This is a genomic window from Mycobacterium sp. 141, from assembly GCF_000382405.1.
Classification (GTDB): Bacteria; Actinomycetota; Actinomycetes; order Mycobacteriales; family Mycobacteriaceae; genus Mycobacterium.
In genome coordinates this window covers 274,167-297,196 of sequence record NZ_KB908257.1, presented here as the reverse complement: position 1 = coordinate 297,196, position 23,030 = coordinate 274,167, and the positions used below count along the sequence as shown (strand labels likewise).

Here is a 23,030-nt window from a genome sequence, read left to right as displayed (position 1 = left end):
CGCCTGCGGAAATCGGTCTTGTCGGCGTCACTCATTCCGGGCAGCGTCAGCGGCGCACCGTCGGACTGTGACCCACGCCGGACCGCGGCGCCACCGGCCTCATGCCGGGCGGGTTGTTCTGCAGGAAACTCAGGCACGTCCCGAGATGTCCGGACACACAGGGCACACCGTTGAGCGTGGGCACCGGTCCGCCCGAACGCACTTCGATGCCGTCGGTGTCGGACGGCTGAGCCATAGCAGCCGGGGCGCCGGCGACCGCGAGAGCCCAGCAGGCCACTAACCCCCGAAACAACCAGGCACGGTCAACCATCGTCGTCACGCTTCATCGGCCCTTTCGCCCCGTATCCGCAGCGTAGTCGCCTCGCGCCAACCGATCACCGGCATCGGACTTAGGACGTTGCTGCCGGTTACGAGTACAGGGTGAAAGCCGCCGACGCATAGGGTGATCCTCGTGAGCTGGCAGCACTTCGAGCCGTTCCTCGTCGCGTTGGCCATCGGCCTGCTGCTCGGCTTCGAACGGGAACGCAGCCAGGCCCGCAAACTGCCCGCCGGCTCACGCTCCTTCGCATTGCTGTCGCTGGTCGGAGCCATCGCTGCCAGCATCGACACATGGGCTGTGGCGGCCGGCTCGGCCGGTGTCGCGGCATTGCTGGCGGTCGCCTACTTCCGTACCAGCACGGACGACCCGGGAACCACCACCGAGATCGCCGGGCTCGTCGCCTGTCTGCTCGGCGCCCTTGCCTACACCCGCCCCGCCGAGGCCGTGGCACTCGCCGTGGTCGTTGCCGGGCTACTGGTATCCAAGGCCCGGATCCACCGCTTCGTCCGCGAGATCGTCAGTGAGGTGGAACTCGAGGACGCGATCAAGTTCTTCGTCGTGGGATTCGTGATCCTGCCGCTCCTGCCGGACCGAGCGCTCGGACCGTATGGCGCGCTCAACCCGGCGAAGATCTGGCTGCTCGTCGTCCTGCTCACCGGCATCGGCTGGGTCGGCTACATCGGTGTGCGGGCACTGGGTCCGCAACGCGGGCTGCTGGTCACCGGTATGGCCGGCGGTTTCGTCTCGGCAACTTCGACGACCGCGTCGATGGGCCGGCTCAGCCGAACAGCGGCCGGGCTGCGCGCGCCGCTGGCCAGCGCGCTGGTCGCGAGCCTCGCCACCTTCGTGCAGCTTCTGATGGTGATCGGCGTGGTCGACATCGACGTGCTGCGGCGCTTGTGGCCCCCGGTCCTTGCCGGCGCGCTCGTGCTCGTAGGGGTCGCCTGGTTCGTCTATCGAGGCGCCCGCCAGCCGGATGACGAGACCGAGGAGACCGACGATGCTCCGGTTCGGCCCACAAGTCGCCCGTTCGTACTGCGACCCGCGCTGGTGCTCGCCGCGATGCTGACCCTGGCTTTGCTCGTCAGCCGGTGGGCGGCCGAGGTGCTCGGCCCCAACGGGCTCGTGCTCACCGCGTTCGCCGCGGGTCTGGCCGATGCTCACGCCGGGGCGGTCGCCGCTGCCAGCCTGGCCGCCAACGGCGACGTTGCGGTCAATGCCACGCTCGTCGCCATCGCGGCGGCGCTGGGCTCCAATCTGCTGGTCAAGGCAGCACTGGCCTTCGCCACGGGTGGTCATCGCTTCGGGCTGGCGTTCCTGGCTGCAATCGCCGCTCCCACAGCGGTATTCGCTGCCGCGCTGACGTTGACCGTGGCTCTGGGATGAAGGCCCGCGCCGAAACTGACACCAGGGTCGCTACCGAACGTCGGCAACGACCCTCTCGTCATTCTCGGCGCGACGGCCAGGGCCGAGTGCTCCACGATTAAAGTCCGTGAAGTGTTCGATGACCTCTGGACTGCCGCGACCCGGCATACCTTCCTGGACGCCGTGCGCGACGGCAACATCTCCGACGCGGCATTCGACCGATGGCTTGCACAGGATGCGCTGTTTGTCGCCGATCTGCTGACCTTTCAGGCCCGACTGTTGGCGCGGGCACCCCGGCCGGCGCAGACGGTTCTGGCGGGCGGGTGCGCGGCACTGGTTGCCGAACTGGACTGGTTCGACGAGCAGGCCGCGCAGCGCCACATCGAACTGCCGGCCGCACCGCTGCCGGCGACGCTGGCCTACCGGGAACTGCTGCGACGGCTCGACAACGAGCCCTACGACGCGGCCGTCACCGCGCTATGGGCCATCGAGCGGGTCTACCTACTGGCATGGAGATCCGCGGCATCGCCGACCTCGCCGTTCGGGGAGTTCGTCGCGCACTGGACGGTGCCGGAATTCGCCAGCTATGTCGACGGTCTCGCCGGGCTCGCGGTGAACGGGTACGACACACTGGTCGCCGAGGTGCTCCACCTCGAAGTGCAGTTCTGGGATATGGCGTGGGAGGCGTCATAACGCCGGCTGGTCAATAGTGTTCGGTCCATCGCTTCGCCCGCCCGTGGCGCGGCGTTCTGCGAATTCGCCGACGCGCAGGCATAACCCGATCGCGGTTGCCCCCCGTCCGTCAGCTCTTGGCCGGTTTGGTCGCCGCCTTCTCCAGCTCACGCTCCAGGGTCAGCGACAGGAACGTGATCGGTCCCTTGTCCGCGAACTTGTCGCTGACATTCCCGGCTATACCGCCCTGGACCGCAAGGTCGCTCATCAGGTCGAGTTTGAGCTGCGGGCTGCCCTCGGAGAAGTCGAGGTCGGCCAGGTCCACCCAGACGATGTTGGGGCGGGTGGTCGACTCGTAGACGTACCGCTTGTTGGTCAGGTCCAGAACCACCTGCCAAATGGTCTGCGAAGCTTCCGGCTTACCGGGATCCGGGATGCGGAAGGGCTGGGCGGCGTTGCGGATCACCGAGAACATGCCGGCGATCGCTTCCACCTGACTCGACGGCTTGGGCAGCCGGGCGACATAGAAGCTGGCCCGAGCGAACCGGTCGGCGGCCTGGGTGTCGCCGGGCAGCGGCTCGTCGCCGCCCAGTCCTCGGAAGGACTTGACCAGCTCCAACTGCTGGTCGAACGTCGGTGAATTGGTCATCACCCGGTAGTCCCTGGAGTGATAGACCTTCGGCTGCCCGTCGATGTACTCGATGATCGCCGAGTCGCCGGTGGCGTCATCGAGAGCCAGATGCAAGCCCGGGCGAGCACCGCCGGTGGGATCGTCCATCTGCACCACCTGCACATCCGTCTCGGCGATCCAGGCGACGGCGTCGGCCACGGTGGCGAAGTTGTCCAGGAAGTATTGCAGCCACATCGACTGGCTGAGCTGGGTGCGGTTGGGATCCGGCTCGCCGTAGCTGGACTCCGCCAGCCACAGGATGTGGCCGGCCAGGCCCGACTCGTTCATCCCGTCCGTGGTGACGATGTCGTAGGCGGTGGCTATCACGCTGCCGTACTTCGAGGTCCAGGTCAGCTTGCCCGACGCCCCGTCATCGCGGGAGACGCCGCGCGGCTGCTTCCAAAGGTTGGTCATCAGGTCCTTGTGGAAGTCCATGTTCCTGCCGACCAGGACCGCATCGCCTGCGTCGGGCCAGATGACTCGTGTGCACATTCGAGCGAGCCTAGCTGGCAGGCCCCGCCGATCCCGGGTATGCGTCGAACTCCGGCATTCCCCGGGCTTTTGGCCCCCCAATTCATGGGGAAGTTTGACCCCGATCGAGGGGATAGCAAATTCCAGGGACAAACCAGACCGGTGAGTGACATCAGCGACGTGCTCGTCCGGGGTACTGGCGTTCTCGGCGCGCAGATCGCGTTCCAGACCGGCCTGGGACCCCGGCAGTTCCCGGTCAGGAATCCGGCCGCGGGGCGCCCGCTGCTCGTTTCCCTTGTTTTAGTTAGTGACACGCAAAAACCCCAGCGTGTCATTTCCGTCCGGCCCCTCCGCGGCCGTGTTTCATGCAAGGTATCGGCGCCTCAGCGGAGCGGGTGCCGCACGCTTTTTCTGGATCCCCAAGGATGGAACTCATGCACGAGATGCAACCGGCCGTTCGGAGACTCGTTGACCTGGTCAAAGCGAATGGCTGGAAGGACAAGTTCGAAGAGGCCATCGCCACGGTGGCGAGCTACAACGTGCCGGATCTCGCCTATCTGACCGACTTCGATTCGTACATCGACTGGCTCAACGGCCTGGCGGTCTGGGCACCGGACACCCTCGGCACCCAGCGCGTCACCTATCAGAAGGTCACCCAGTTCTATTTCGTCCTCGACCAGGAGCCGCTCAAGTCGCTGCAGAGCAAGGTCCAGCCGGGCAATGAGGGAAAGCCGCTAACGCCGTTGTCGCAGTGGATAATCGACTTCGACAATGCCTGGGGCTCCTACCTCGATACGCCGCCGTCGGTGGTGCACGTCGATGGGCATGTGGCCGGTCTCGTCGGTGGTCATCACCGCGGACAAGGGCGTCACGGTCCACAAGGGCGACGAGCTCGGTTACTTCGCCTTCGGCGGCTCGGATTTCGTCATGGTCTTCCAGCGCAAGTCCAACGTGCTGCTCAACGGCCGCCCGGGCAAACACGTGCGCACCGGCACCTGTATCGGCTACGCCCACCCGAACCTGTAAGCGGCTCTCGGCCCGCGTCGTGACCGGTGCGAACCGGTGCCCGCCCGGGTGACACGCCCTGAAAAGGTAAGCGGGGCTGCTGCGTTCCCACCACTGGCCCGCTTGAACGGGCAACTGCCCTTTGATGACGAGCTGGATCAGCGTAGCGAAACCACCGACTAGCTGCGGATTCTCCAAGTGGCCAGGGCCGGGATCGAACCGGCGACCTTCCGCTTTTCAGGCGGACGCTCGTACCAACTGAGCTACCTGGCCGGAAGGCGTCGGTCATTCCAACCGAAATGCCTCGCCGTGATGGCGACCCTGACGGGACTTGAACCCGCGACCTCCGCCGTGACAGGGCGGCGCGCTAACCAACTGCGCCACAGGGCCTTGCTTCCTTGCGTGCTCCGCGTTACTGCGTAGCGTACCCCCAACGGGATTCGAACCCGTGCTACCGCCGTGAAAGGGCGGCGTCCTAGGCCACTAGACGATGGGGGCCTAAATCCGAATCTCTCCGGGGTACTCACGACGTTGTCCGTTGGGAGCTTCGATAGCTTAGGGTACGGATGCCCAAATCCTCAAACCCAATGGTCGCAGGCACAAAGTAGGTGGTGGCAGACACCGTCGCTCGCACCAAGTATCCTTTCACTCCGCGCCCCTATAGCTCAGTTGGTAGAGCTACGGACTTTTAATCCGCAGGTCGTAGGTTCGAGCCCTACTGGGGGCACTGGTCAGACAGTGTTTTCGTCGTAGAGGACAGTCGGGTGTCCTCTACGGTCTAGTAGGTGTGGGTCAGGGTGAAGGCCGGTGCCCAGCGCCCTAAGTCCCACCGCTCAGCCAGGGTTGGCAAACTTCCGTTCAGTTACAGGAGCATGCGAGGCGCACTAAAAGCACTCTTACGTGATCACTGGCAGTTACCAGTTAAGGTTTAGCCCCAGGATCGGCAGTTGAACCGAAGGAGCGCGCTATGTTGTCCCGGCGGGGTTCGCGGCACTTGGCCGAATCCGATCCCCTTCGCGTACGGCCCACTCGGGCCATCGCCACATCGGTCAGCGCGGCCGCGTTGGTCGTCGCCATGGCGTTCGGTGTTGCACCGGCCCATGCCGATACGGCCGACGACACCAGGTTCCTCGAGATCGTCAAGCAGCTCAATATCCCGGTGGAATCCCCTGAACAGGCCGTCCAGGCAGGCCACGGGATCTGCGACAAGGTCGCGGCAGGAAAGATCGAGCCCGCCCGCACGGTGCGCAGCATCCTCGGCCAGCTCACCGCAAGCGGTCTGCAGAAGGGCGTAGCCGTCAACCTCATCTGGGGCGCGGTCGACGTCTACTGCCCGCAGTACCGCGCCCTGGTAGGCCACTGACAGCCGCGATCGGTCACACGGCCGGGCTGTAATGCATCCCGTTGTCGCGGTGGCCCACCGGCGGCAGGTTGCGAGCCGGGGTGTGCACCAGCGGCGCATCCGCGGGGATACGTCCGGCCGCCCGATCCCAGCCGGCGCGGGCTCTCGGATGATAGTGATAACGCTTCGGCACCAGTTTGAACACGTGGCCGATCGTCTTGCCCAGCAACCGGTGTCGGCGCTCGTCGCGGTCGGTCCAGGTGTAGCCCGTCAGGTCGCGCACAGCGGGGTCGTACAGACCGACGGTGAACCAGACGAACAGCGGTTGCACGATATAGCGGCGCTGCAGCGCCCACAGCCAGTCGGGCATCTTCGCCGCGAACGGCGGCTTGGGTAGCTCGGACAGGTCCAGCACGTCACGGGCCGCCTTGTTGTTCTCCAAGACACTGCGGCACATGTGATCCCAATAGGCCTGGAAGTCCTCCCAGGTTTTGGGGACCGGCCGCATGCTCATGCCGTACATCGAGTACCACTGCTTGTGCTCCTCGAACAGCTGCCGCTTGTCGGCCTCGGAGATACCGCCCGCGAGCCGATCGGCCACGATGATGGTGCCGACGAAGAACGTCGCATGCGCCCAGTAGAAGACGTCGGGGTTCAAAGCGTGATACCGGCGCCCTTGCGCGTCGACACCCTTGATGTTGACGTGGTAGTCGCGCACCTCAGCAGCGGTCAGCGGAGCACGGTCGCCGTCGAAGACCACCCCGCCGATCGGGTACAGCGAGCGCAGCAGCCTCGGCCAACGCTCCTGGAAGAAGATCGAGTGGTCCTCGACTGCCGCGCCGAGTTGCGGGTGCATGTTCTGCATGGAGCCGGCCCACGGGCCCTGCAGCATGCCCCGCCAGTCGCCGAAGTACTTCCAGGTCAATGAATCGGGACCCAGCGGGGTGGGCGGTACGTCATACCCTCCAGGCGCCATCGGACACCCCGCCGCGACGCTGGTCATCGGGCATGCCCCAGACGTATCTTGAGTCACAAGTGGACTTTCTGCCAGCAGAAACGGTGGCCGCATGTGATTTTGACTACATATGTTGTCACCAAGAGCCTAGGAGCCCATGTGCCATCCGGTCAACGCCCGCGCCGATGGTCCGGCGTGCCGTTGCGGAAACGTGCGGAGTTGCGTCGCGACGAACTCGTTGCAGCGGGGGTGACATTGCTGGGAAGCGCCTCAGGCCCGGCACTGACCGTGCGGGCAGTGTGCCGGGAGGCAGCGCTGACCGAACGCTACTTCTATGAGAGCTTCACCGACCGTGACGAATTCGTGCGCGCGGTCTATGACGACGTCTGCGCAGCAGCAATGACCGCGTTGAGCAATGCGGCCACGCCCCGCGAAGCGGTGGAGCGCTTCGTCGCCCTGATGGTCGACGACCCCACCCGCGGCCGCGTGTTGCTGCTGGCTCCGGAATCCGAGCCGGTGCTGACCCGGTCAGGAGCGGAGTGGATGCCGAACTTCATCGATCTACTGCAGCAGAGACTCATCCGCATCACCGATCCGGTCCGTCAGACCATGGTGGCGACGAGCCTGATCGGTGCCTTGACCGCGCTGTTTACCGCGTACCTCAACAACAGGCTGCCGGTCAGCCGCGATCAGTTCATCGACTACTGCGTCGACATGCTCGTCGGACGCGTAGTCAGCTTCTGACCGATTACTGGTCAGGCGTACTGACGTCGGCCAGCTCGCCTTCCTCGGACGAGGACGACTCCGCTTCCTGCTCGGCGGCAGCCTTCGCGGCCGCGGCGTCGTCGGCGGCCTTGGCTTCACGCCCCTCCGGGCTGGCCACTGACGGTCCGGGCTTGTTGGCCGACGCATACGCGCCTTCGCAGTTCAGGTAGAACTGGACCTCACCGGAGCGGTGAGAACCGTCATCGGCGCTGGTGAAGGGCGGAGTCTGCGACCGCGTCACGATGCAGTCGTCCTCCGACAGTCTGTCACCCACGCGGGCTGCGACCGTGACCGTCAGTCCCGCATCCCCGGCCGCCGACGAGGCGTCCGCGTAGGTCTGTCCGGCGTAGTCGTCGGCAGCGGCAACGCCGGCGCCGAGCAGGACAGTTGCCATGGCCGCCGTAGCCGCGATGGCCGAGCCCGCCCCGACGACGAGAAGCTTCTTCACCTGTGCCGTACCTCCAAGTCCACTGAAAAGTATTGACGGATGTTACCGCTATCCGCCGCGTGGCGCAGGCCACTGCGCCACAAGGTGGAGTAACTTGATGTCACCGGGATACACAGATATATTGAGTGCAACCAACGGGTACAGATAACTCGGATAGTCGGACAGACGGCGACGAGGAAGGCCAACGCACATGTCGAAGGAAATGACCGACCTGCAGCTCCTACACGAGCTCGAGCCTGTCGTCGAGACAGCCATCAACCGGCACATGCGGATGCGTAAGGACTGGAATCCTCACGACTACATCCCATGGTCCGACGGCAAGAACTACTACGCACTCGGCGGTCAAGACTGGGAACCCGGCCAGTCCAAGCTTTCCGAGGTCGCGCAGACCTCAATGGTCCAGAACCTGCTGACCGAGGACAACCTGCCGTCCTACCATCGCGAGATCGCGATGAATATGGGTATGGACGGTGCTTGGGGTCAATGGGTCAACCGCTGGACCGCCGAGGAGAACCGCCACGGCATCGCACTGCGCGACTATCTCGTCGTGACCCGCGCCGTCGACCCGGTGGAGCTCGAGGAGCTGCGCCTCGAGCAGGTCACCCGCGGATTCTCCCCGGGTCAGAACCAGCAGGGCGACCTGTTCGCGGAGAGCCTGTTCGACTCGGTCATCTACGTGACGTTCCAGGAACTCGCCACCCGGGTGTCGCACCGCAACACCGGCAAGGCATGTGACGACCCCATCGCCGACCAGCTGCTGCAGCGCATCTCCGGCGACGAGAACCTGCACATGATCTTCTACCGCGATGTCAGCGCCGCGGGTCTGGACATCTGCCCCAACCAGGCGATGGCCTCGCTGCACCGCGTGCTGGACAACTTCAAGATGCCTGGTTATACGGTGCCGGACTTCCGCCGCAAGGCCGTGGTGATCGCCGTCGGCGGCGTCTACGATCCGCGGATCCACCTCGACGACGTCGTGATGCCGGTGCTCAAGAAGTGGCGCATCTTCGAGCGTGAGGACTTCACGGGAGAGGGCGCTCGGCTACGCGACGACCTGGGCCGGCTGGTCCAGGAGTTGGAAGACGCCTGCGAGAAGTTCGAGGTCGCCAAGGAGCGCCGCCTGGAGCGTGAGCGCAAGATGGCCGAGAAGAAGGCGATGAAGAACCTCCTGGTGTCGTCATCGGCGTCGTCGTAAACCCGCCGGAAGCGTCGGCCCGATCCCAATTGCGGATCGGGCCGTTCGCGTTGCCCAGCCCCGTCGTGCTCGCACCCATGGCGGGTGTGACCAATGTCGCGTTCCGCACGTTGTGCCGTGAGTTGGAGGTGGCCCGCGCCGGCACCGTCAGCGGCCTGTATGTCTGCGAGATGGTCACCGCCCGCGCTCTGGTCGAGCGACATCCCGTCACCATGCACATGACGACGTTCGCTCCCGACGAGTCGCCGCGGTCGTTGCAGCTCTACACAGTGGACCCGGAGACCACGTTCCGGGCGGCCAGGATGATCGCCGCCGAGGGGCTGGCCGACCACATCGACATGAACTTCGGCTGCCCGGTGCCCAAAGTCACCAAGCGCGGCGGCGGCTCGGCGCTGCCGTACAAGCGGCGGCTGTTCGGGCAGATCATTGGAGCTGCAGTGGCGGCGACGAAAGGCACCGATATCCCGGTGACCGTCAAGTTCCGGATCGGCATCGACGACGCGCATCACACCCACCTTGACGCCGGCCGGATCGCCGCCGAAGAAGGCGCGGCCGCCGTCGCACTGCACGCCCGCACCGCGGCGCAGCGCTACTCAGGCACCGCCGACTGGGAGCAGATCGCCGCCCTCAAAGCCCATGTCACCGGCATTCCCGTACTGGGCAACGGAGACATCTTCGAAGCCGACGACGCGCTGGCGATGATGGCGGCCACCGGCTGCGACGGTGTCGTCATCGGTCGTGGCTGCCTGGGCCGACCCTGGTTGTTCGCCGAGTTGTCCGCGGCGTTCACCGGACGGCCCGCACCGACTCCGCCGACCCTGGGCGAGGTCGCCGACATCGTCCGCCGCCACGGCGAGCTGCTCAGCGAGCACTTCGGCGAAGACAAGGGCATGCGAGACATCCGCAAGCACGTGGCCTGGTATCTGCACGGCTTCCCGGCAGGCGCGGACCTGCGCCGCGGGCTGGCTCTGGTGAAGACCCGGGCCGAACTCGACGAGTTGCTCTGCCAGCTGGACGGCGACACCGCATTTCCGGACGCGGCGACCGGCCCTCGCGGCCGTCAGGGCTCTGCGGCGTCGGTGTCACTACCAGAGGGCTGGCTTGATGACCCCGACGACTGCGCGGTGCCCTTCGGCGCTGACGTGATGCACTCCGGGGGCTGACCGGTGGCCGATCCGGCCCGGTTTCGAGATGAGTCCGTCATCTTCTCTGGCTGGCCGACACCCGGGCCGCCTCGTTACGATGGGGGTTCGGTCGTGGCCGGCGGCGAGGATCGCAACCACGCTTATTGCTGCTAGGGACGCTCAACGCGCCCCGGAAGATTGATGCGCACCGACGCGCACGCCCACCGAGTCGGAGGCCGGTAGAACATTGAGTGACGGCGACAACGCCACTCCTGGTCGTCGGCGACACGCACAAGACGCCGACGACAATCAATGGCTTACCCGATCCCCGCTGCCATTGCCAGGCGCCGCGCCGTGGGAGCGCGCAGATCATGCAGATCATGTGGTCGACCCCGCTCCGGCGCCCGGCGAGCCGACCGGTAGCCACGCCGACGGGGTCACCGTCGCCGACCTCATCGCGCGGATGTCGCGCACCGACGACGTACCGGCCCCGCGCCGGTCGCGCCATCGCGCCGCCCCGGAGCCGGACCCCGAACCTCTTCCCGGGCCGCAACGGCCCGACCCCACCGAGGTGATCGAGGGCGTGCACGACGTCCCGGACGACACGGCGGCTGCGGACCCGGCCTACGCCGAAGACCCGGTCTACGCCGACGCCTCGCCGGATCGCGGAGACCTTACGGACACCGCGGTCAAGCCCGCCGCGACCCACGATCACCCTCGCTTGCCCGCACCGGCACGTCACTTCTGGCGGGCAGGTCATGTGCCCCCGATGCGCGCAGTCGGCCGTCCGATCGATCGAGATCCGTTGACGGAGATCATCGAGCCGGCGCCTGCGCGCCACCATAGAGTGATGCTGGCCGGCCGTGCCGTCGCTGCGCTGCTGGCAGTACTCGCACTGGTGCTGACCGGCAGCGCGTGGCAGTGGCAGTCGTCGAAGAACAACATGCTCAACAAAGTCTCGGCGCTCGACCCGAATTCCCGCGACATCCTCGACCCCAACGCCCAATTCGGCGACGAGAACTTCCTGATCGTCGGTATCGACAGCCGGTTCGGCGACAACGCCCAGATGGGCGCGGGCGACACCGAAGACGCGGACGGTGCCCGCTCGGACACGATCATGCTGGTGAACATCCCGGCCAACCGCAAACGCGTGGTCGCCGTCTCGTTCCCCCGGGACCTGGCGATCACGCCGATCAAATGCGAGCCATGGAATCCCGAGACTTCGGCGTACGGCCCTATCTACGACAAGGACACCGGCACCTACGGTCCGGACGAGGTATATACCGAGACCAAGATCAACTCGGCGTTCGCCTTCGGCGGCCCCAAATGTCTGGTGAAGGAGATCCAGAAGCTGTCCGGCCTGTCCATCACCCGGTTCATGGCCGTCGACTTCGCCGGGTTCTCCAAGATGGTCGACGCACTCGGCGGTGTCGAGGTGTGTAGCACCACTCCGCTGGAGGACTACGAACTGGGTACCGTGCTGGCCAACGCCGGGCGTCAAACCGTCGACGGCCACACCGCGTTGAACTACGTGCGTGCGCGCCAGGTGACTACCGAGTTCAACGGTGACTACGGCCGCATCAAACGCCAGCAGCTGTTCCTGTCCTCGTTGCTGCGTTCGCTGATCTCCAAGGACACCTTCTTCTCGCTGAGCAAGCTGAACAATGTCGTCAACATGTTCATCGCCGACAGCTACGTCGACAACATCAAGACCAAGGATCTCGTCGACCTGGGCCAGTCAGTGCAGGGCGTCAACGCCGGGCGGATCAGCTTCGTGACGGTGCCCACGGTCGGATACGCCGACGAGAGCGGCAACGAGACCCCGCGCACCGACGGCATGCGGGCGTTGTTCGACGCGATCATCAACGACGACCCGCTGCCGGGTGAGAAGAACCCCGACAACACCCCGGTCCCGGGCAGCACGCCGTCGAGCACCTCGGCCGCCCAGTCGTCCGAGGCCCCACAGACCGAGGCACCGGCACCCGCGGCCGACCCCGCTCCCGCCGAACTCGTCAACGCTGTCACGACCGACCCGCAGGACATCACCGTGCGCGTGTCGAACTCGACCGGCGCCGACGGACTCGCCGCCACCGCAGCCGAGGAGCTGCAGCAGCACGGCTTCAACGTGTCGAGCCCGGACGACTACCCAGAGGCGCTGTCAGCCACCACGGTGTTCTTCTCCCCCGGTAACGAGCAGGCCGCTGCCACGGTCGCATCTTCGTTCTCCAACCCGACGATCGAACGCGTGAGCGGCATGGGCAGCGTCGTGCGGGTGGTACTGGGCTCCGACTTCCACAACGTGAACGCGCCCACACCGAGCGGTTCAGAGGTGCAGGTGAACGTGGTGCACGGCACCAGCACCGTTCACACCGAGCTTCCCCCCGACCTGGCCGTCACCAACGCTGCCGACACCACCTGTGAATAATCGGGCGCCATTCACCCTCCGTTCACCGGGAGCGTCGTGACGACCTGGCGCCTGACCGCCTAATCTTGTCGCATGCGCACCCAGTACCACGAACAGTTGGATTCCCTCACCCACCAGCTCGGCGCGATGTGTGATCTTGCGGGTACTGCGATGGAGCGCGCCACCCAGGCGCTGCTGCAGGCCGATCTGGTTCTGGCTGAGCAGGTCATCACCGATCACGACCAGATTTCCGCGTTGAGCACGCGGGCCGAGGAATCCGCATTCGTGTTGTTGGCCCTGCAGGCCCCGGTCGCCGGTGATCTGCGTTCGGTGGTGGGCTCGATCCAGATCGTGGCCGACGTCGACCGCATGGGCGCGCTGGCGCTGCACGTCGCCAAGATCGCCCGGCGGCGCCATCCGCAGCATGCCCTGCCCGAGGAGGTCAACGGCTACTTCGCCGAGATGGGACGGGTGGCCGTGGAATTGGGCCATGCCGCGCGCGAGGTGCTGATCACCCGGGATCCGGAGAAGGCGGCCAGGATCCAGGAGGAAGACGATGCGATGGACGATCTGCACCGTCACCTGTTCACCGTGTTGATGGACCGGGACTGGAAGTACGGTGTGACCGCGGCCGTCGACGTGACGTTGTTGAGCCGGTTCTACGAGCGCTTCGCCGACCACGCCGTCGAGGTCGCTCGCCGGGTGATCTTCCAAGTCACCGGTGTTTATCCGGACGGCGAGGCCATCGCACAACGGTAGTCGGTGTCAACCCGGTACCAACCGGACACCGATTTTACGGGCGGCAGCCAGGTCGCCGAGCACCTTGGTCAGCACCTGTAGCTCGGCGCTGCTGTAGCGCAGCAGGAAATCGCGCCAGCCGGAATCCATTTCGGCATGCAGTTGGCGGTGCACTTCAACCACCAGCTCGCCGTCTGCAGTAAGGCTGAGCTCGATCTCTTTGCGGTTGCCGGGAATTGGGTCTCGCGCTACCAGCCCGGCGGCCACCAACCGCTGAACATGTTTGGACACCGTGCCCTTGAGCCTGCCCGACCGTCCCGCCAACCCGACCACACTGACGGGCCCGTCAGCGATATCGGCCAGCAGGTGCATGCTCAACGTGGGCAGATCCCGCACTGCGCGGTCCAGCCGAGCGGGGCACCGCTCCGCCATGAAATCGCGCTCGGCATCGCCGTCGTCGCCGTCGTCGAACTTGTCTCCGACTGCGCCGATCAGTGCGGTGATGTCGTCGACCAGCGCGAGCTTGGTTTTCACGGAAACCATATTGCCATCTCACCCGCGGCCCGTATATCGTTTCCAGTGAAACTATATTCGAAAAAACCAAAGGAGCCGACATGAAGGCCGCGGTCGTCAACGAATGGGGCCAGGTGCCCACCTACACCGATCTACCCGAACCCCAGCCCCGCGACGGAGCCGAGGTGGTCCCCGTCGAGGCGTCCGCACTGACCAACCTCACTCGCGCGCTGGTATCTGGAAAGCACTACGCGAGCAAGGAGATTCAGCTCCCTGCCATCCCAGGTGTGGATGGGGTGGCCCGGCTGGCCGACGGCCGACGCATCTATACCGGCGCGCTTGCGCCCTACGGCATGATGGCCGAGCGGACCCTCATCGACCCCCGCGGGGGCATCGAGATCCCCGATGCGCTGGACTCCGTAACCGCCGCGGCCCTGCCCAACCCGGGCGTCTCCGCGTGGGTCGCACTGACCCACGCGGCCGCCGTCAAACCCGGCGACCACGTGCTGGTGCTCGGGGCAACCGGGGTCACCGGTGCCACGGCCGTGCAGCTCGCGAAGTCCGTGTTCGGCGCTGGCCAGGTAGTGGTCGCCGGCCGCGACCCCGAGCGGCTGCAATGGCTGCGTTCCGTCGGCGCTGACGACGCAATCGCCCTCGGCACAGAGGATCTCGGCGCTCGCGTCGAGGCGCTACACGCGCAGCGGCCGTTCGATGCAGTGCTCGACTACCTCTGGGGAAACCCGGCAGCGCAGACACTGGGTGCGCTCGCCGCGAGCCACCCGTCGGCGCACTACCACTCCACGCGGTTCGTCCAGATCGGCTCGATGGCAGGGCCCACGCTGGAGCTGGATGCCGGGGTGCTGCGCGGCAACGGCATCACCGTCAGCGGTGTCGGCATCGGCAGCGTCCCGCCGGAGGTCTTGCTGCAGGCCCGCACCGAAGGACTCACCCGGATGTTCGCCATGGTCGCCACGGGCGAGCTGGAGCTGCGCACCCAGGCCCGGCCGCTGGCCGAGGTGGAGCAGGCGTGGACGACCCGCGAACCATCGGGCACCCGTGTGGTGTTGACGCCCTGAGCCCGCGAGCAGACATCAAGGTTCCCGACACGCCGGGTTTCCGGGACCTTGGTGTCTGTTCGCGGAAAGAAGTCAGCCGAAAGAAGTCAGCCGAACCGGCCGGAGATGTAGTCCTCGGTGGCCTTCTTGCTGGGGTTGGAGAAAATCTTCTCGGTGTCGTCGATCTCGACGAGCCGGCCGGGCTTGCCGGTGGCCTCTAGATTGAAGAACGCCGTCTGGTCGCTGACCCGGGCGGCCTGCTGCATGTTGTGGGTGACGATGACGATCGTGTAGTCCAGCTTGAGCGTCGAGATCAGGTCTTCGATGGCCAGCGTGGAGATCGGATCGAGTGCCGAGCAGGGCTCGTCCATCAGCAACACGTCGGGCTGCACCGCAATGGCTCTGGCGATGCACAACCGCTGCTGCTGGCCGCCGGACAGGCCGCCGCCGGGCTTGTCGAGCCGGTCCTTGACCTCGTTCCACAGGTTCGCACCCTTGAGTGAGCGCTCGGCGACCTCGTCCAGCATCTTCTTGTTGCGCACACCCTGCAGCTTCAGCCCGGCAACCACGTTGTCACGAATCGACATGGTGGGGAACGGATTCGGCCGCTGGAACACCATACCGATGGTCTTCCGTACGCCGACGGGGTCGACGCCGGCGCCGTAGATGTCCTCGCCGTCGAGCAGCACCGAGCCCTCGACGCGGGCGCCGGGGATGACCTCGTGCATACGGTTCAGCGTGCGCAGCACGGTCGACTTGCCGCAGCCCGACGGGCCGATGAACGCGGTGACGCTGCGTGGCTGCACCGACAGCGCGACATCGGCGACCGCGTGGAACGACCCGTAGTAGATGTTGACGTCTTTGAGATCGAGCCTCTTGGCCATGGTGTGCTCCTAGAACTTCTTGGGGGCGAAGATTTTGGCGACCAATCGGGCCGCAATGTTGAGCACCGCGACCAGCAGGATGAGCGTCAGCGCCGCACCCCACAGCCGGTCTGTCGGCACCGGGTTGGCACCCGCGCCTGCCGAGATCTGGTCGTACATCATGCCCGGCAGCGATCCCATGAACCCGCTGAACATGTCGAAGTTGATCGCCTGGGCATAGCCGACCAAGATCAGCAGCGGTGCGGTCTCGCCCATCACGCGGGCCAGCGCCAGCATGACGCCGGTGACGATGCCCGACAGTGCCGTCGGGATTACGATGCGCAGGATGGTCTTCCACTTCGGCACGCCCAGCGCATAACTGGCCTCGCGCAGATCCATCGGGACGATCCGCAGCATCTCCTCGGTGGCACGGACGATCACCGGAATCATCAACAGCACCAAGGACAGTGACACCGCGAAGCCGGACCGACCGAAGCCCAGGGTGGCCACCCACAGCGCATAGATGAACAGTGCAGCCACGATCGAGGGCACACCGGTGAGGATGTCGACCATGAACGTGGTGAGCTTGCCCAGCCGGGTACCGCCGCCGTATTCGACGAGGTACACCGCGACCATGACACCGATGGGAATGGAGATGACCGAGCACACGATGCCTTGCAGCAGCGTGCCGACCAGGGCGTGGTAGACACCGCCGCCGGGGGCGAACGCCGTCATGCCCGACTGAGAGTTGGTGAACCACGCCGGGGACGTCAGAGCGCTCCACCCCTTGGCGACCGCCGACCACAGCACCCACAGCAACGGCACCAGCGCGACCAGCATGGACGCCGAGACGAGCCCCGTGGCAGCGTGATTGGTGAGCTTGCGGCGAAGGCTGACGCCCTGAAAAGCGGGCACCTTGACCGGGTGGTCGAGTGTCGAGGTCATGACCGGCCCTTTCCGGCGACGACAGCACGCGCCAGCGAGTTCACCACGAAGGTGAGAATGAACAGCACGAGGCCTGCGGCAATGTAGGCGCCGGCCTTGTACTGGTCGTTGAATTCACTTGCTGTAGCGGCAATCTTGCTGGCGAAGGTGTAGCCGCCGTCGAACAGCGACCAGCCGAATGCGGTCTGGGTGCCGCGCAGGATGATCAGCAGGGCGATGGTCTCGCCGAGTGCGCGGCCCAGGCCGAGCATCGCACCACTGATGTAACCCGACATCCCGAACGGCAGCACCGTCGTACGCACCACTTCCCAGCGGGTCGCGCCGAGGGCCAATGCGGCCTCGATCTGCCCACGGGGGGTCTGCACGAACACCTCTCGCGACACCGCGGTGATGATCGGCAGGATCATCACCGCCAGCACGATGCCCGCAGTGAAAATCGTGCCACCACCGGCCAACGACACGTTGCCGGTCTTGAACAGGAACAACCACGACAGATTCTCGTTGAGCCAGACCGCCAGCGGCTTGAGCACCGGCGCCAGCACATACAGGCCCCACACGCCGTAGACGATCGACGGCACCGCCGCCAGCAGGTCGACCATGTAGGCCAGCGGACCTGACAACCGCTTCGGGGAGTACTGGGTGAGGAAAATCGCGATGCCCAATGCGACGGGCATCGCCAGGATCAGCGAGAACACCGACACGAACACCGTCACCTGCAACAGGTCGAAGATGCCGAAGTGCATCTTCGAGGTGTCGGTGGTGACCCAGTTACCGCCGTAGAGGAAGAAGTTCTCTTCGTTGCGGGCCAGCGCCGGGATGGCCCGCCAGAGCAGGAACACCCCGATCGCCGCGATGAGCGCGACGATCAGGATGCCCGAACCCTCGGCCAGGCCGCGGAATATGCGGTCACCCAACCGCACTTTCGCCGCCCCGTGGGACGGTTCGGTGGCGATCGGCTCCGGCTCCGGGACGGGCGCGGCAAGTGCCTCGCCCGACCCCGAGTCGGCAGGATCAGGTGTTGTCACGGTCGTCCCGTCCGGGCCCCTGTCGGTCATGAGATCGAAAGTCCATCCTCACCAGAATAATTGCGGCAGCGACCTAGGCGATCGCGTTGACCGAAGTAAGCAGGCGCTGCTTGAAAGCGTCCGGAAGCGGGACATAACCGGCGTCGCTCAGCCCCGCCTGCCCCTGATTCGCAGCCACCGTCAGGAACGATTTGACGGCAGCGGAGGTATCGGCGTCGTAGCCCTTGGAGCAGACGATGTTGTAGGTCGCCAGTACCAACGGGTAGGCACCGGCTTCCTTGGAGCCGTACAGCGAATTGAGGTCGAGCACCAGGTCGTTGCCCTCACCGGCGAACTTGGCGGCGTCGATCGCCTTGCCGGCCGACTCGTTGGTCAGTGCCACCGGGCCTGCGCCGCTGTCGATTTGGGCCATGGCCAGCTTGGCCTGCTCGGCGAAGCCCTTCTCCACGTAGCCGATTGCCCCGGGGGTGTTCTGCACGGCCTGCACCACACCGGAGGACTTCTGCGCACCTTCACCGGCGCCGCCCTGGAACTCGCTGCCCGTACCCTTGGTCCAAACCTGCGGCGCGGCAGCTGTCAGGTACTTTTGGAAGTTGTCGGTGGTACCCGAGGAGTCCGACCGGTAGACCGGCTTGATGTCGGTGTCCGGCAGGTTGGTGCCGGCGTTGAGCGCCGCGATGGCGGGGTCGTTCCACTTCTTGATCTGGCCCTGGAAGATCCCGGCCAGCACCTCGCCGTTGACGACAAGGTTGTCGACACCCTCGACGTTGTAGGCCATCGCGACGGGGCCGAACACCAGCGGCAGGTTCCAGGCCGGGTTTCCGCCGCAGCGATCGGCCGCGGCCTTGACCTGATCGCCACTCAGCGCCGAGTCCGAGCCCGCGAAATCAACTTGCTTGGCGATGAACTGCTCGCGGCCAGCGCCCGACCCGGTCGGGTTGTAGGAAAGGTTCTTGCCCGGGCAAGCCTGACCCCACGCCTGGTTGAACAGCGCGATGGCGTTCTGCTGAGCTGTCGAGCCTTCCGCGGTCAACGAGTTCTTACCGCCGCACTCGGCGGACGACGCGGCGGTCCCGGAGGCCGACGCGCCGGATGTGGTGCCGGCGTTGTTGTCGCTGCCGCAGGCGGTCAGCGTCAGCGCGGCGACGGCGGTCGCGGACAAGGCCACTCCCAGCGGAGTACCAACCCTCTTACCAATGCTGTTGAGCTTCACGTATCCCACTTTCGTTTGACGGCGTCAGACACCTCGGCAACGTATGCGGCCGCAGTGGACGGTGCGGTGATGGAATATGAACGGGCGGTGAACAGGTTCGGCGTGTTATTGCTTGCCACGTGGCACGGGCCCGTATGCCGCGTCGACAACAGCAACCTCGAAACCGAGTTTTCGGTAAGTGTTCACCGCTGCGAAGTTATCTGCCTCGACGTAAAGCATGACGGCAGGCTGTGAACTGGCCGACAGCGCCCCTGCGAGATGATGCAGGCCCGTCAACGTCAACACGGAACCCAGTCCGCGGCCCTGCGCGGACGGATCGACGCCCACCACGTAAACCTCACCGAGACCCGTACCACCCCGCAGGCCGTCGGCGTGGATCTTCGTCCAGTGGAAACCCACCAGCCGCCCGGATGATTTTGGTCCTCCTCGCGTGCGGGTCTCGTCGTCGAACGCCAAGAACAGGCCCTCGGGGTCGAACCACGGTTCCTCGCGGCGTTCGGCGATCTCCCGCTCGGTCCAGCCCCCCTGCTCGGGATGCCAGGAAAAGGCCGCGTTGTTGACCCGAAGCAACTCGGCGTCGTCCTCTGGACCCCGGTACGTCCGGATCGTGACGCCCGCCGGGTCGCGCACCGGGGGCAGGTCGGCCAGGGGGCGACGCATCTGCAGCAGTTCCCTGACGATGACCAACCCGAGCGACGACGCGAGGGCCCGGGCGGGCTCGAGGTTGCCGTGCGCCCAGATCCGGGTGTCCGACCCACCGGCGGACAGCCCGCTACGGGCCAGCTCCGACCCGGTCCCCTGCCGTCTGTTGCGCGGGTGTACCACCAGCTCGGCCATCACCGGATCACCGTCGCCGGCCGGGGCCAGGTTGAGGTAGCCGATCAGATCGTCGCCGTCGACGGCAACCAGGTGGCGGGTCCGGTCGTGCGCGAGCTCGCGCAGCACCTGGTCACCGACCGGTGCGATCCCATCGGACTCCGTCGCGGCCGCAATGAGGGCACGGATCTGCTGCTGATCGGCATCGGACAACGCCGTGCGCCAGCTCACCACCGTCACTTGGCCGGCAACCGATCAGCGAGCGAACCGTTGTCGAACGGCGGTGAGTAGTCGGCGTCATCGTCGCTGTCGTCGGGCGGGGGCTCTGCGGCCGGTGTGCGTGTGCGGGAGGGACGCACCGCCTTGTAGCCGACATTGCGCACGGTGCCGATCAGCGATTCGTACTCGGGCCCCAGCTTGGCGCGCAGTCGCCGAACGTGGACGTCGACGGTGCGGGTGCCGCCGAAGAAGTCGTATCCCCACACTTCCTGCAGCAGCTGGGCGCGGGTGAACACCCGACCGGCATGCTGTGACAGGTACTTCAGCAGCTCGAACTCCTTATAGGTGAGGTCGAGCGGGCGGCCGCGCAGCCGCGCTGTATAGGTGCCCTCGTCGATGACCAGCTCGCCGAGGGAGATCTTGTCGGCGTTCTCCTGGCTGGCCGCGCCGCCGCGGCGGCCCATCAGCAACCGAAGCCGCGCGTCGATCTCGGCCGGTCCGGTACCCGGCAGCAGTATCTCGTCCAGGCCCCATTCGTGGTTGACGGCGACGAGTCCGCCTTCGTTGAGCACCGCGACCACAGGCACCGTCCCGGTGGTCCCCAGCAGGCGACACAATCCGCGGGCGGCGGCCAGATCCGTCCGCGCATCGACGATCGCCACATCGGCGTTGCCCGCCTCCAGGAGCGAGGGGACCTCGGTCGGTGCCGTGCGCACGCGGTGCGCCAACAGCGACAGGGAGGGCAGGACAGTCTCCGGATGCGAATCGAGGGTGAGTAGCAGCAGATCCAACTGGTCCTCCGGCGTACCGGGAATCACTTTGGAACCGCCCCGGACGCCAATGTCGGAGGTGATTTCGGTGGATTCATGACTGACACCTGGCCGTTACCGGCCAGATGTCTTCTAACGATAACGCGTTACCTACAGATCGGCCGCACCGCGAAAAGCGTCCATTCGGATGTGGGCAACAATATGCCGGTGCGGAAACTGGTGATCGGGTTCGTCGTGACCGTGGTCGCGCTCGTGGTCGCAGCAGTCGGTGTGGACTTCGGCGCCGCCATCTATGCCGAATACCGACTGGCCCGCACGCTGCGCTCAGCGGCAGCGCTGAACTGGGACCCCACCGCTGCCATCCTCGGGTTTCCGTTCATCACCCAGGCCCGTCGACACCACTACAACGAGGTCGAGCTGCGCGCGATCGGCGTTGACCACCCCGTGGTGGGCAAGGCCTCACTGGAAGCCACCATGCACCACATCGACCTCACCGAGGCTTCCTGGCTCATCCGAGCGGACGCTCCGATGCACATCGGGAAGCTGGAAAGCCGGATCATCATCGATTCCACTCACGTCGGCCGGTTCATGGGTATCGACGATCTGCTGGTCGAGGCACCGTCGCGGGAGACCAACGACTCGACCGGCGGTACGACGGAATCAGGCATATCCAGCAACCAGGGCCTGGTGTTCACCGGTACCCCCAGGGCCGCAGGAATCGACAAGCGCGTCAGCGTCACGGTCGACCTCAGTATTACCGGCAACGATCACAGCACGCTGGTGATGACTGCCACCGGCGTGCTCACGGGAGCGGGCACCGCTGACGAGCCGGTCCCCGAGGACAAGACCGCCGCGGTGCTCGCCGAGTTCAGCGGCACCATCACCGGGCAGAAGCTGCCGTTCGGTATCGCACCCACCAGTGAGGGCGCCCGGGGCTCGGACATCATCATCGAGGGCATCGCCGAGGGAGTAACCGTCGAGTTGAACGAGTTCAGGCAGACATGAGCACTTCCATGATCACCGTGATCGCGGTCCTCATCGCCGCCCTGGGGGCGGCGTATGTGATCGGCCGGCTCGTCACACTGCGGGCGGGAATGTTGCGGGCCGCCGATGAGGCCGCGGCGGCGCTGGACACCTCCGATCTGGGCCTGTCGACCACAGGTCCGACCATCGTGCATTTCAGCGCCGTCTGGTGCGGACCCTGCGCGGGCGTGCGCCGCGTGGTCGACCAGGTCTGCGCCGAACTACCCGCAGTGGCCCATGTGGAGATCGATATGGACGCGAATCCGGAGGCGGCACGGCGACTTTCGGTGTTGTCGCTGCCGACGACGTTCATCTTCGACACCGAAGGGCATCAGCGGTACCGCACCAGCGGCGTGCCCAAGGCTGCTGACCTGCGTACGGCGCTGGAACCACTGTTGGCCTGACTAGCCGGTTATTGGGTAAGCTGTCGCACGTGTCCGCCCGCCTTGAGCTTCTGCTCACCAAGCGCCGCGCAGTCGATCTGTGCCGCGTTGCGGGTTGCTGCTGTTGTTGCTGTTGAGCGCAGTCGCGCGTCTTGACGTGCCCGCTCGGAGTCGTCGCTCCGGCCTGCTCACCATCCAGCCTTTCAACAACAGGAGCTTTTTCGCATGTCAGTTCCCTACCTCGCAACCGCCGGTCAGGTCGATGTCCGCGGACCCCGATTCGCTGCCTGGGTCACCACTGGCGCACTGATCGTCACATTGCTGATCTCCGGGATCAGCAATGTGCCCGCGGCAGTGCTGCTCGGTCTGCAGGCGGTGGTGTTCGCCATCGGCGCTATCGGCGGTCCTCGCCGACATCCCTACGGCCGGATATTCGCCACGCTGGTGGCGCCACACCTCGGGCCGGTCACCGAGCGTGAGCCGGTCGCACCACTGAAGTTCGCACAACTGGTCGGCTTCGCCTTCGCGGTCGTGGGTGCCGTCGGCTTTGCGCTCGCCATCCCTGCGCTGGGCTTGACAGCCACCGCGCTGGCCCTGATGGCGGCGTTCCTCAACGCCGCGTTCGGCATTTGCCTCGGCTGCCAGATCTATCCGCTGGTGACCCGTTTCCGTCGCACCCAGAGCCCCATCTCAACACCCGCTTGACCCTCCAAATATCAAGCAAACGAAAGG

At 65.8% G+C, this 23,030-nt stretch carries 25 protein-coding genes and 4 tRNA genes; 15 read left to right on the top strand and 14 right to left on the bottom strand.

Annotation, left to right across the window (positions count from 1 at the left end):
• Window positions 1-46: 46 nt before the first annotated feature.
• Window positions 47-310 carry a hypothetical protein gene (locus tag H276_RS0106675; protein WP_231376617.1) on the bottom strand — a complete coding sequence of 88 codons (264 nt, stop codon included), beginning with the start codon at window positions 308-310 and terminating at the stop codon, window positions 47-49.
• A gap of 141 nt (window positions 311-451) precedes the next feature.
• On the opposite strand from H276_RS0106675, the gene H276_RS0106670 reads away from it, so the two are divergent.
• Both H276_RS0106670 and H276_RS0106665 read left to right on the top strand, forming a co-directional pair.
• Window positions 452-1,705: a DUF4010 domain-containing protein gene (locus H276_RS0106670; protein WP_026356664.1), complete on the top strand. Its 1,254-nt coding sequence runs from the start codon at window positions 452-454 to the stop codon at window positions 1,703-1,705.
• A gap of 111 nt (window positions 1,706-1,816) precedes the next feature.
• A complete protein-coding gene (locus tag H276_RS0106665; RefSeq protein WP_019970525.1) occupies window positions 1,817-2,377 on the top strand; it encodes a hypothetical protein in 561 nt (186 codons plus the stop codon).
• Between the two features lie 109 nt (window positions 2,378-2,486).
• Here the strand turns inward: H276_RS0106665 and H276_RS0106660 are convergent, their stop codons facing one another.
• Window positions 2,487-3,518 carry a linear amide C-N hydrolase gene (locus tag H276_RS0106660; protein WP_019970524.1) on the bottom strand — a complete coding sequence of 344 codons (1,032 nt, stop codon included), beginning with the start codon at window positions 3,516-3,518 and terminating at the stop codon, window positions 2,487-2,489.
• A 798-nt stretch (window positions 3,519-4,316) separates the two neighbouring features.
• Between H276_RS0106660 and H276_RS0106655 the strand changes: the two genes are divergently transcribed.
• Window positions 4,317-4,523, top strand: a complete 207-nt coding sequence (locus H276_RS0106655) for a phosphatidylserine decarboxylase (RefSeq protein ID WP_019970523.1) — start codon at window positions 4,317-4,319, stop codon at window positions 4,521-4,523.
• A 178-nt stretch (window positions 4,524-4,701) separates the two neighbouring features.
• Here H276_RS0106655 and H276_RS0106650 read toward each other — a convergent pair.
• The 3 genes from H276_RS0106650 to H276_RS0106640 form a co-directional block, all read right to left on the bottom strand.
• Window positions 4,702-4,775: transfer RNA gene (locus H276_RS0106650), tRNA-Phe, on the bottom strand.
• 40 nt (window positions 4,776-4,815) lie between these two features.
• A tRNA-Asp gene (locus H276_RS0106645) sits at window positions 4,816-4,892 on the bottom strand.
• Window positions 4,893-4,927: 35 nt separating this feature from the next.
• A tRNA-Glu gene (locus tag H276_RS0106640) sits at window positions 4,928-5,000 on the bottom strand.
• Window positions 5,001-5,156: 156 nt separating this feature from the next.
• On the opposite strand from H276_RS0106640, the gene H276_RS0106635 reads away from it, so the two are divergent.
• Together H276_RS0106635 and H276_RS0106630 are read left to right on the top strand one after the other, a co-directional pair.
• A tRNA-Lys gene (locus H276_RS0106635) sits at window positions 5,157-5,229 on the top strand.
• 240 nt (window positions 5,230-5,469) lie between these two features.
• Window positions 5,470-5,865: a DUF732 domain-containing protein gene (locus H276_RS0106630; protein WP_019970522.1), complete on the top strand. Its 396-nt coding sequence runs from the start codon at window positions 5,470-5,472 to the stop codon at window positions 5,863-5,865.
• 13 nt (window positions 5,866-5,878) lie between these two features.
• On the opposite strand, the gene H276_RS0106625 is transcribed toward H276_RS0106630, so the two are convergent.
• Window positions 5,879-6,877 (bottom strand): oxygenase MpaB family protein, encoded by a 999-nt coding sequence (locus H276_RS0106625; protein ID WP_081625414.1) that lies wholly within the window; start codon window positions 6,875-6,877, stop codon window positions 5,879-5,881.
• Between the two features lie 81 nt (window positions 6,878-6,958).
• On the opposite strand from H276_RS0106625, the gene H276_RS0106620 reads away from it, so the two are divergent.
• On the top strand, window positions 6,959-7,543 hold the full coding sequence (locus tag H276_RS0106620; RefSeq protein ID WP_026356662.1) for a TetR/AcrR family transcriptional regulator: 585 nt from the start codon (window positions 6,959-6,961) through the stop codon (window positions 7,541-7,543).
• Between the two features lie 4 nt (window positions 7,544-7,547).
• Here H276_RS0106620 and H276_RS0106615 read toward each other — a convergent pair whose 3' ends face one another.
• On the bottom strand, window positions 7,548-8,012 hold the full coding sequence (locus tag H276_RS0106615; RefSeq protein WP_019970519.1) for a hypothetical protein: 465 nt from the start codon (window positions 8,010-8,012) through the stop codon (window positions 7,548-7,550).
• Window positions 8,013-8,202: 190 nt separating this feature from the next.
• On the opposite strand from H276_RS0106615, the gene H276_RS0106610 reads away from it, so the two are divergent.
• The 4 genes from H276_RS0106610 to phoU all read left to right on the top strand — a co-directional run bounded on the left by H276_RS0106610 (window position 8,203) and on the right by phoU (window position 13,494).
• Window positions 8,203-9,207: an acyl-ACP desaturase gene (locus H276_RS0106610; protein ID WP_026356661.1), complete on the top strand. Its 1,005-nt coding sequence runs from the start codon at window positions 8,203-8,205 to the stop codon at window positions 9,205-9,207.
• 29 nt (window positions 9,208-9,236) lie between these two features.
• A complete protein-coding gene (dusB, locus tag H276_RS0106605; RefSeq protein WP_019970517.1) occupies window positions 9,237-10,370 on the top strand; it encodes a tRNA dihydrouridine synthase DusB in 1,134 nt (377 codons plus the stop codon).
• A gap of 343 nt (window positions 10,371-10,713) precedes the next feature.
• The gene (locus H276_RS0106600; protein WP_019970516.1) at window positions 10,714-12,756 is read left to right on the top strand and encodes an LCP family protein; all 2,043 of its coding nucleotides are present in this window, start codon (window positions 10,714-10,716) and stop codon (window positions 12,754-12,756) included.
• A gap of 72 nt (window positions 12,757-12,828) precedes the next feature.
• A complete protein-coding gene (phoU, locus tag H276_RS0106595; protein ID WP_019970515.1) occupies window positions 12,829-13,494 on the top strand; it encodes a phosphate signaling complex protein PhoU in 666 nt (221 codons plus the stop codon).
• A 6-nt stretch (window positions 13,495-13,500) separates the two neighbouring features.
• Here the strand turns inward: phoU and H276_RS0106590 are convergent, their stop codons facing one another.
• On the bottom strand, window positions 13,501-14,007 hold the full coding sequence (locus tag H276_RS0106590) for a MarR family winged helix-turn-helix transcriptional regulator (protein ID WP_026356659.1): 507 nt from the start codon (window positions 14,005-14,007) through the stop codon (window positions 13,501-13,503).
• Window positions 14,008-14,087: 80 nt separating this feature from the next.
• On the opposite strand from H276_RS0106590, the gene H276_RS0106585 reads away from it, so the two are divergent.
• On the top strand, window positions 14,088-15,062 hold the full coding sequence (locus tag H276_RS0106585; protein WP_019970513.1) for a zinc-binding alcohol dehydrogenase family protein: 975 nt from the start codon (window positions 14,088-14,090) through the stop codon (window positions 15,060-15,062).
• A gap of 86 nt (window positions 15,063-15,148) precedes the next feature.
• Here H276_RS0106585 and pstB read toward each other — a convergent pair whose 3' ends face one another.
• The 6 genes from pstB to H276_RS0106555 all read right to left on the bottom strand — a co-directional run bounded on the left by pstB (window position 15,149) and on the right by H276_RS0106555 (window position 20,913).
• Entirely contained in the window at window positions 15,149-15,925 is a 777-nt protein-coding gene (gene pstB, locus H276_RS0106580; protein WP_019970512.1) for a phosphate ABC transporter ATP-binding protein PstB, read from the bottom strand.
• Window positions 15,926-15,934: 9 nt separating this feature from the next.
• Window positions 15,935-16,849 carry a phosphate ABC transporter permease PstA gene (gene pstA, locus H276_RS0106575; RefSeq protein ID WP_019970511.1) on the bottom strand — a complete coding sequence of 305 codons (915 nt, stop codon included), beginning with the start codon at window positions 16,847-16,849 and terminating at the stop codon, window positions 15,935-15,937.
• Complete coding sequence (pstC, locus tag H276_RS0106570) at window positions 16,846-17,904, bottom strand: phosphate ABC transporter permease subunit PstC (protein ID WP_019970510.1); 1,059 nt, start codon at window positions 17,902-17,904, stop codon at window positions 16,846-16,848. The genes pstA and pstC overlap by 4 nt, the downstream gene beginning before the upstream one ends.
• 43 nt (window positions 17,905-17,947) lie before the next feature.
• A complete protein-coding gene (pstS, locus tag H276_RS0106565; protein WP_026356658.1) occupies window positions 17,948-19,087 on the bottom strand; it encodes a phosphate ABC transporter substrate-binding protein PstS in 1,140 nt (379 codons plus the stop codon).
• 105 nt (window positions 19,088-19,192) lie between these two features.
• Complete coding sequence (gene mshD, locus H276_RS0106560; protein WP_019970508.1) at window positions 19,193-20,143, bottom strand: mycothiol synthase; 951 nt, start codon at window positions 20,141-20,143, stop codon at window positions 19,193-19,195.
• Window positions 20,140-20,913: a response regulator transcription factor gene (locus H276_RS0106555; RefSeq protein WP_026356657.1), complete on the bottom strand. Its 774-nt coding sequence runs from the start codon at window positions 20,911-20,913 to the stop codon at window positions 20,140-20,142. The genes mshD and H276_RS0106555 overlap by 4 nt, the downstream gene beginning before the upstream one ends.
• Window positions 20,914-21,093: 180 nt before the next feature.
• Between H276_RS0106555 and lmeA the strand changes: the two genes are divergently transcribed.
• From lmeA to H276_RS0106540, 4 genes are all read left to right on the top strand, one after another.
• A complete protein-coding gene (lmeA, locus tag H276_RS0106550; RefSeq protein ID WP_036460698.1) occupies window positions 21,094-21,897 on the top strand; it encodes a mannan chain length control protein LmeA in 804 nt (267 codons plus the stop codon).
• Window positions 21,894-22,319, top strand: a complete 426-nt coding sequence (locus H276_RS0106545) for a thioredoxin family protein (protein ID WP_019970505.1) — start codon at window positions 21,894-21,896, stop codon at window positions 22,317-22,319. Before lmeA ends, H276_RS0106545 begins: the two co-directional genes overlap by 4 nt.
• Window positions 22,320-22,348: 29 nt before the next feature.
• The gene (locus H276_RS25630; RefSeq protein ID WP_369758424.1) at window positions 22,349-22,435 is read left to right on the top strand and encodes an Ms5788A family Cys-rich leader peptide; all 87 of its coding nucleotides are present in this window, start codon (window positions 22,349-22,351) and stop codon (window positions 22,433-22,435) included.
• A gap of 88 nt (window positions 22,436-22,523) precedes the next feature.
• Window positions 22,524-23,003: a DUF4395 domain-containing protein gene (locus H276_RS0106540; RefSeq protein ID WP_019970504.1), complete on the top strand. Its 480-nt coding sequence runs from the start codon at window positions 22,524-22,526 to the stop codon at window positions 23,001-23,003.
• Window positions 23,004-23,030: the final 27 nt, after the last annotated feature.

Coding starts and splice junctions, on each gene's coding strand:
- pstA (WP_019970511.1), bottom strand. CDS start 16,849: ATGACCTCGACACTCGACCACCCGGTCAAGGTGCCCGCTTTTCAGGGC.
- H276_RS0106630 (WP_019970522.1), top strand. CDS start 5,470: ATGTTGTCCCGGCGGGGTTCGCGGCACTTGGCCGAATCCGATCCCCTT.
- H276_RS0106610 (WP_026356661.1), top strand. CDS start 8,203: ATGTCGAAGGAAATGACCGACCTGCAGCTCCTACACGAGCTCGAGCCT.
- H276_RS0106585 (WP_019970513.1), top strand. CDS start 14,088: ATGAAGGCCGCGGTCGTCAACGAATGGGGCCAGGTGCCCACCTACACC.
- H276_RS0106660 (WP_019970524.1), bottom strand. CDS start 3,518: ATGTGCACACGAGTCATCTGGCCCGACGCAGGCGATGCGGTCCTGGTC.
- H276_RS0106655 (WP_019970523.1), top strand. CDS start 4,317: ATGGGCATGTGGCCGGTCTCGTCGGTGGTCATCACCGCGGACAAGGGC.
- lmeA (WP_036460698.1), top strand. CDS start 21,094: ATGCCGGTGCGGAAACTGGTGATCGGGTTCGTCGTGACCGTGGTCGCG.
- phoU (WP_019970515.1), top strand. CDS start 12,829: ATGCGCACCCAGTACCACGAACAGTTGGATTCCCTCACCCACCAGCTC.
- H276_RS0106675 (WP_231376617.1), bottom strand. CDS start 310: ATGGTTGACCGTGCCTGGTTGTTTCGGGGGTTAGTGGCCTGCTGGGCT.
- pstB (WP_019970512.1), bottom strand. CDS start 15,925: ATGGCCAAGAGGCTCGATCTCAAAGACGTCAACATCTACTACGGGTCG.
- pstC (WP_019970510.1), bottom strand. CDS start 17,904: ATGACCGACAGGGGCCCGGACGGGACGACCGTGACAACACCTGATCCT.
- H276_RS0106545 (WP_019970505.1), top strand. CDS start 21,894: ATGAGCACTTCCATGATCACCGTGATCGCGGTCCTCATCGCCGCCCTG.
- H276_RS0106540 (WP_019970504.1), top strand. CDS start 22,524: ATGTCAGTTCCCTACCTCGCAACCGCCGGTCAGGTCGATGTCCGCGGA.